Here is a 5,016-nt window from a genome sequence, read left to right as displayed (position 1 = left end):
AAGCAGCTGGCCGGGCAGGCCGCCCGCCACGAACACGACGCGGCCCTCGTGGCGGCATACGGCGCGGCCGCCAGCGGCAAGGCCGTCCACGGTCAGTTCCAGAAGGTCGCCGGGGCGGGGGGTGGTATCGGACATGGTGTCTCCATGAATATGTTGTGAACGTGGCGACCGGGGTGGCCGCGTGTGCATGTTTGCTTCGGCCCGTCCGGTTGCGCGATTGCAGTGGGCGGGCCGGGTGGGGCGTCACCTGGCGGAGGGGGATGCCCCGTTCGGTGCTGCCGGTGCCCGGCGCCATTCCTGCCGGGGGCGGGGCGGGCCATGTACAGCGGGACGGCGCGCGAGGCAAGTGCGCGCAAGGCTTGAACGGTGCTTCCCTTGTGCGGGAATTCACGATGCGCTTGACATTTGCCGGAAAAGCGGCAAGTAATCTGCGGACCTGGAGTGTTCACGTCAATCCCCGCCCGGTGCGAGGCGGTCGTCTTGCGCGACCGCGTGCCGTCGCCGGGCCGCACAAGGAGTCCGGACATGCTGAACGAACTGATTCAGAATGCGATGCATTCGAGCCCGCAGGGTTTCCTGGGCGTCAGCCTGATCGCCATCTACTTCTGCGTCATCGTGGCCACCGCCTTCTACCGTATCGGTAAGGGTGACCACATGCATCATTAGAAGGGACCGCAGAACGAAGGAATCAGGGACGGGCTTGCCCGCCGGGTTTCTTCGGCACCGTGCCGCATCCCTTGCCGGGGCGTCGCGGGGGTATCGGTGCGCCAGCGCGCGCATCGCCAGTTTTCCGCAAGGGCCGTCCGCAAGGGCGGCCTTTTTGCGTGCCCTGCGCCCGGCGGAGAGGGGCGGACCAACCGGCAACCTTCGACGGCGTCCCGGGTCCGGGCGTCCCGTTTGGACCCGCCCGGTTTTGCCCAGTCCCGCCAGTCCCGCCAGTCCCGCTTCCGCCCCGTCATACCCGCAGGCGGTCCTCCATGATGTCCATCAGGTAGCGACCATAGTCGTTCTTCAGCATGGGAGCTGCCAGCGCGCGCAGGGCGTCGTCGTCGATGTAGCCCTTGCGCCAGGCGATTTCCTCGATGCAGGCGATTTTCAGCCCCTGCCGGTCCTGCACGGCCCGCACGAACGACGCCGCCTGATGCAGCGATTCGAAGGTGCCGGTATCCAGCCAGGCCACGCCGCGTCCCAGGAATTCCACCGAAAGGTTGCCCTCGCGCAGGTACAGGTTGTTCAGGTCGGTGATTTCCAGTTCGCCGCGCGGCGAGGGGGAGAGCCGCGCGGCCAGCTCCGGCGCGCGCCCGTCGTAGAAATAGAGTCCGGTGACGGCAAAGCGCGACTTGGGCGCTACGGGTTTTTCCTCGATGCTCATGACCTTGCACGCCGCGTCGAATTCCACCACGCCGTAGCGTTCCGGGTCACGCACCTTGTAGCCGAACACGATGCCGCCCTTTTCCAGCCGGGCGCACTGCCGCAGCAGCGAGGGCAGCCGGTCGCCGTAGAACAGGTTGTCGCCAAGGATCAGGCAGCTGGGTTCGCCGGCCAGAAAGTCCCGCGCCAGCAGAAAGGCCTGGGCCAGCCCTTCGGGTCGTGGCTGTTCGATGTAGGTGAACGAAAGGCCCAGTTGGGCGCCGTCGCCCAGCAGTTCGCGAAAGCGCGGCTGGTCCGCCGGGGTGGTGATGATGCATATTTCGCGGATGCCCGCCAGCATCAGCACCGACAGCGGATAGTAGATCATGGGCTTGTCGTACACCGGCATGAGCTGCTTGGAGACGCCCAAGGTGATGGGATAGAGCCGCGTGCCGGACCCACCGGCGAGAATGATGCCTTTCATGCCGACCTCTCTGGTGATGATGCCGTGCAGGGCACGGCAGTGCGGCATGGTAGCCGGGACGGGGCGGGAAGGGAAGGGGGATGCGCGCCGGGGCCGGGTGGGGTGGGTGGGGCCGCGTAGGCGTACCGTGCGTGACGGACGGACTGGTCGTTACGGGCCGGGGGGGGCGTGCTGGCGTTCGGGCAACAAAAAAGGCGGCCTGGCCGTCCCAACAAAAAAAACGGCTTTCGCCGTTTGACGCCCTTTGTGGCAAGGGCGCTGGGGTGTGCTCGCGCTTTTTGGTGGTCCGGGGGGAACAGCCTTGGGGGAGGGCCTTGGTGCGGGGTTCCCCCCGGACGCGAGACGAGACACACTCGAGAAGGGATATACCCCCGGAACCATGGGGCGTCTGTTAGAAATTTCGCGGGGTCGGGAAGGTGTCTGGCTGTAAGCGGTTGCTGACGCGCGGTATCGTTGACGAAAGTGAAAATTCTAATGCGGGCGCGGTTCGCTGGGCGTTGCAGGCGGAGGGAAATCCCGCCCTTGCGGGGCAGGTGGGTGTGTGCTATCGACATCGGCCCCGCATGCCGGGGAGCGTGAAGCGGCCAAAAGACCCGCGTTCGCGCACGGATGCGGCCCACTGGTGGCCGCCCGGACGGAATTTTACGAATATTCCCGGGGCTCGGCCGCGCAGAGTGGCAATCCGGGGTTGACTTCCTGCCCCGAATGAGGATAAGTCAGCCCTCTCTCGTCATGGAGGTTACTAATGTACGCGATTATCGAAACGGGTGGCAAACAGTTCCGCGTCGAAGAAGGCGCCAAGATCTTCGTCGAGAAGCTCGAGGCCGAAGCCGGCAGCGAAATTGTCATCGATAAGGTTCTGATGCTGGGCGGCGGCGCGTTTTCCGTCGGCGCTCCCTATGTGGAAGGCGCGAAGGTCACCGCCGAGGTGGTCGAACACGGTCGCGGCGAAAAGCTCATCGTGTTCAAGAAGTGGCGCCGCAACGACTCCCGCAAGAAGCAGGGCCATCGTCAGGACTTCACGGCCCTGAAGATCAAGGCCATCCAGGCCTAGCGCCAAGGAGAACACGTCATGGCACATAAGAAAGCAGGCGGCAGTTCCCGTAACGGTCGCGACAGCGCCGGACAACGCCGCGGCGTGAAGCGCTTCGGCGGCGAGCAGGTTCTGGCCGGCAACATTCTGGTCCGTCAGCTGGGCACTCGCGTGCACCCCGGCGACAACGTGGGCATGGGCAGGGACTACACCCTGTTCGCCACTGTCGAGGGCACCGTGAAGTACGAAAAGTACACCCGCAAGAAGAAGGTCCAGACCCGCGTGCACGTGGTGCCCGCCCAGGCGTAGGCCAGGCCGCACATACACGTCCACGGCTTGCATTTCCGGGGCGGAAGTCGCGTAGCGTTCTTCCGCCCCTTTCGTGTTTGCTCCGTGCCGCGGGCTCGTGTAGTGCACGGGGCAGGCAGGCCGTACCCATTGCGTCAATGGTGTCGGGCAGGCCTGACATGGAGACCGAACCAGTCATATCCATGCCAGTCAGGTCCGAACCCGGCAGGCCCAGACAGGTCTGGCCCAAACCGGCACGGAAGGCGGGGCAGGCGCGCCGGTTGTCGGCGCCCACACCGGATTTTTCGGCGTTCTGTGCGTTCACCGCGCCGGGCGCGTTACGGCCAGCCGGGCACTTTCGGCATCGCTTCGGCGTTCCGGGCATTCCGGGCGCCGCATCCATCGCATATCCACAGTTTTCAAGGCAGGCATCATCATGCGCTTCGTTGACGAAGCCACCATTACGGTTCGCGCGGGCAACGGCGGCAACGGCTGCGTTTCTTTCCGCCGCGAAAAGTTCGTGCCGCGCGGCGGCCCCGACGGGGGCGACGGCGGCGACGGCGGCAGCGTCATCCTGCGCGCCTCCAACCGGCTGCTGTCGCTCTACGACTTCCGCCTGCAACGCAACTACGAGGCGCCGAACGGGCAGGGCGGCATGGGCAGCCAGTGCCATGGCCGCAAGGGCGACGACCTGACGGTGGAATTGCCCGTGGGCACCCAGATCTACGAGGTGACCGAGGACGGCGAAACCCTGCTGTGCGACCTTTCCGACCCGGAGACCGTCTTCGTGGTGGCGCAGGGCGGGCGCGGCGGCAAGGGCAACGAGCACTTCAAGTCGTCCACCAACCGCGCCCCGCGCTTTGCCCAGAAGGGCGAGACGGGAGAGGTGCGCTCGCTGCGCCTGGAACTGAAGATCCTGGCCGACGCGGGCCTGCTGGGCCTGCCCAACGCGGGCAAGTCCACGTTCATCTCCAAGGTGTCGGCGGCGCGGCCCAAGATCGCGGCCTATCCGTTCACCACGCTGATCCCCAACCTGGGCGTGATGATCGACGAGGTCGATCCCGAACAGCGGCTGGTCATCGCGGACATTCCCGGCCTCATCGAGGGGGCGCACGCAGGGCAGGGCCTTGGGCACCGCTTCCTGAAGCACGTGGAGCGCACCCGGTTCCTGGTGCACATCCTGAGCGTGGAAGACGTGTCGCTGGACAGCCCCGACGGCCCGTGGAGCGGCTTTGACCTCATCAACGAGGAACTGGTGCGCTTCGATGCAGACCTTGGCCAGCGGGTGCAGTTGCAGGTGGTCAACAAGATAGACCTGCGCGACCCGGAAGCTGTGCAGGCCCTGCGTGAACGCGCCGCCGCCGATGGCCGCACCGTGCACTTCATGTCCGCGCTGACAGGCGAGGGGGTGGAGGACGTGGTGGCCGAGATGTGGCGCATGCGCGACGAGCTGGACAACCACGAGGCCCTGGTGCGCCTGCGCGAGACCGAGGAATTCGACGAGGAAGAAAGCGACATCGAGGTGATCTGGGTGCGCGAATAACCCCGGCGCAAGCTGGCGGCGCGCCCGCATCCCAACGGAGCGACGGCATGTCCGGACGGAAAGAGGCAAGGCGGGATCAGGCGGATACGGCGGGCGACTGGCAGGCCGAACGGCGCAGGGCGCTGGCGGATGCGCGGTGCGTCGTGGTCAAGGTGGGCAGCGCCGTGCTGACCAACGGCGAGGGGCTGGACCTTGCCATGGTGGAATCGCTGGCGGGCCAGCTTTCCGCCGTGCAGGAAGGCGGGCGGCGCGTGGTGCTGGTGTCTTCCGGCGCGGTGGCGGCGGGGCGCGGCGTGCTGCGCAGCTGCTGCGAGATCG

6 protein-coding genes are annotated in these 5,016 nt (G+C 66.4%); 5 read left to right on the top strand and 1 reads right to left on the bottom strand.

Annotation, left to right across the window (positions count from 1 at the left end):
* Window positions 1-525: 525 nt before the first annotated feature.
* On the top strand, window positions 526-666 hold the full coding sequence (locus tag FVW27_RS07680; RefSeq protein ID WP_012612513.1) for a hypothetical protein: 141 nt from the start codon (window positions 526-528) through the stop codon (window positions 664-666).
* 289 nt (window positions 667-955) lie between these two features.
* On the opposite strand, the gene rfbA is transcribed toward FVW27_RS07680, so the two are convergent.
* Entirely contained in the window at window positions 956-1,834 is an 879-nt protein-coding gene (rfbA, locus tag FVW27_RS07675) for a glucose-1-phosphate thymidylyltransferase RfbA (protein ID WP_167124068.1), read from the bottom strand.
* Window positions 1,835-2,579: 745 nt separating this feature from the next.
* Here rfbA and rplU point away from each other — a divergent pair.
* The 4 genes from rplU to FVW27_RS07655 all read left to right on the top strand — a co-directional run.
* Window positions 2,580-2,888 carry a 50S ribosomal protein L21 gene (gene rplU / locus FVW27_RS07670; RefSeq protein WP_007523828.1) on the top strand — a complete coding sequence of 103 codons (309 nt, stop codon included), beginning with the start codon at window positions 2,580-2,582 and terminating at the stop codon, window positions 2,886-2,888.
* 18 nt (window positions 2,889-2,906) lie between these two features.
* Window positions 2,907-3,176 (top strand): 50S ribosomal protein L27, encoded by a 270-nt coding sequence (gene rpmA, locus FVW27_RS07665; protein WP_035066468.1) that lies wholly within the window; start codon window positions 2,907-2,909, stop codon window positions 3,174-3,176.
* A 415-nt stretch (window positions 3,177-3,591) separates the two neighbouring features.
* Window positions 3,592-4,698 (top strand): GTPase ObgE, encoded by a 1,107-nt coding sequence (gene obgE / locus FVW27_RS07660; protein WP_167124066.1) that lies wholly within the window; start codon window positions 3,592-3,594, stop codon window positions 4,696-4,698.
* Window positions 4,699-4,745: 47 nt separating this feature from the next.
* Window positions 4,746-5,016, top strand: a 271-nt coding sequence (locus FVW27_RS07655; RefSeq protein ID WP_481850159.1) for an amino acid kinase family protein, incomplete at its 3' end; no start/stop codon positions are given.

Source organism: Nitratidesulfovibrio liaohensis (genome assembly GCF_011682075.1).
Lineage (GTDB): Bacteria > Desulfobacterota > Desulfovibrionia > Desulfovibrionales > Desulfovibrionaceae > Cupidesulfovibrio > Cupidesulfovibrio liaohensis.
This window is presented reverse-complemented; position numbering and strand designations above follow the sequence as displayed.

Excerpts from the sequence above, each read along its gene's own strand:
- FVW27_RS07680 (WP_012612513.1), top strand. The coding sequence starts at position 526 with ATGCTGAACGAACTGATTCAGAATGCGATGCATTCGAGCCCGCAGGGT.
- rfbA (WP_167124068.1), bottom strand. The coding sequence starts at position 1,834 with ATGAAAGGCATCATTCTCGCCGGTGGGTCCGGCACGCGGCTCTATCCC.
- rplU (WP_007523828.1), top strand. The coding sequence starts at position 2,580 with ATGTACGCGATTATCGAAACGGGTGGCAAACAGTTCCGCGTCGAAGAA.
- rpmA (WP_035066468.1), top strand. The coding sequence starts at position 2,907 with ATGGCACATAAGAAAGCAGGCGGCAGTTCCCGTAACGGTCGCGACAGC.
- obgE (WP_167124066.1), top strand. The coding sequence starts at position 3,592 with ATGCGCTTCGTTGACGAAGCCACCATTACGGTTCGCGCGGGCAACGGC.